Origin of the sequence: Pseudoalteromonas sp. J010 (assembly GCF_003934235.1) — a bacterium.
Lineage (GTDB): Bacteria > Pseudomonadota > Gammaproteobacteria > Enterobacterales > Alteromonadaceae > Pseudoalteromonas > Pseudoalteromonas peptidolytica.
This window is the reverse complement of sequence record NZ_RDBW01000079.1, coordinates 1-866: the sequence shown is the minus strand read 5'-3', so window position 1 is coordinate 866 and position 866 is coordinate 1. Positions and strand designations below refer to the sequence as shown.

1 protein-coding gene is annotated in these 866 nt (G+C 44.6%); it reads left to right on the top strand.

Annotation, left to right across the window (positions count from 1 at the left end; genetic code table 11):
* Nucleotides 1–866: transposase (locus EAG18_RS22035; RefSeq protein ID WP_125254469.1), on the top strand; the 866-nt coding region annotated here is incomplete at both ends.

Sequence of the window (866 nt, the reverse complement as noted above, 5' to 3'; positions counted from 1 at the left end):
CACTGTATCTCCCGTTGCGTCAGGCGCGCATTTCTCTGTGGCGAAGATAAATTTACTGGTAAATCATACGAACACCGCAGGGATTGGGTTGAAGAAAAGCTATTGATGTTGGCTTCCGTATTTTGTATTGATGTTTGTGCTTATGCCGTGATGAGTAATCATACTCACATTGTTTTATATGTTGATGACAACAAGGCGAAACGTCTGTCCGATGAAGCGATTGTGATACGATGGCACAAGTTGTTTAAAGGTAATGGAATAAGCCAAAAATTTACTGAAGGTGAGCCACTCAATGAGTCGGAGCAGTTGATATTAGATGAGCTGGTTGATAAGTACAGGGAAAGGCTGGCCGATATTAGCTGGTTTATGCGAGTACTTAACGAAGACATCGCCCGCCGAGCAAATAGAGAAGACAATTGTACAGGCCGTTTTTGGGAAGGACGGTTTAAATCCCAGGCATTACTGGACGAGGCTGCATTGGCCGCTTGCCTCGTTTACGTAGACTTAAACCCCATTAGAGCCAACATCGCCGCAACACCTGAAACCTCAGACTACACTAGCATCAAAAAACGCATCGACCATGCTAAGCTGGGAAAGCAACCAAAAAACCTACTACGCTTTGTGGGCAGCCCACGAAAACATATGCCAAAAGGCCTGCCTTTTGAACTCAAATCCTATATTGAATTGGTTGAACTCACAGGCCGTTGTATTCGCGCCGATAAACGCGGTTATATCTTTGAGTCTCAACACATTCTCACTCGACTAAATATAGAACATGAGAACTGGATAAAACTCACTACGCAGTTTTCTCGGGTATTTCATGGTGCAGTTGGTCGAGAGCGAACAGTAACCGCCTACTGTGAAAC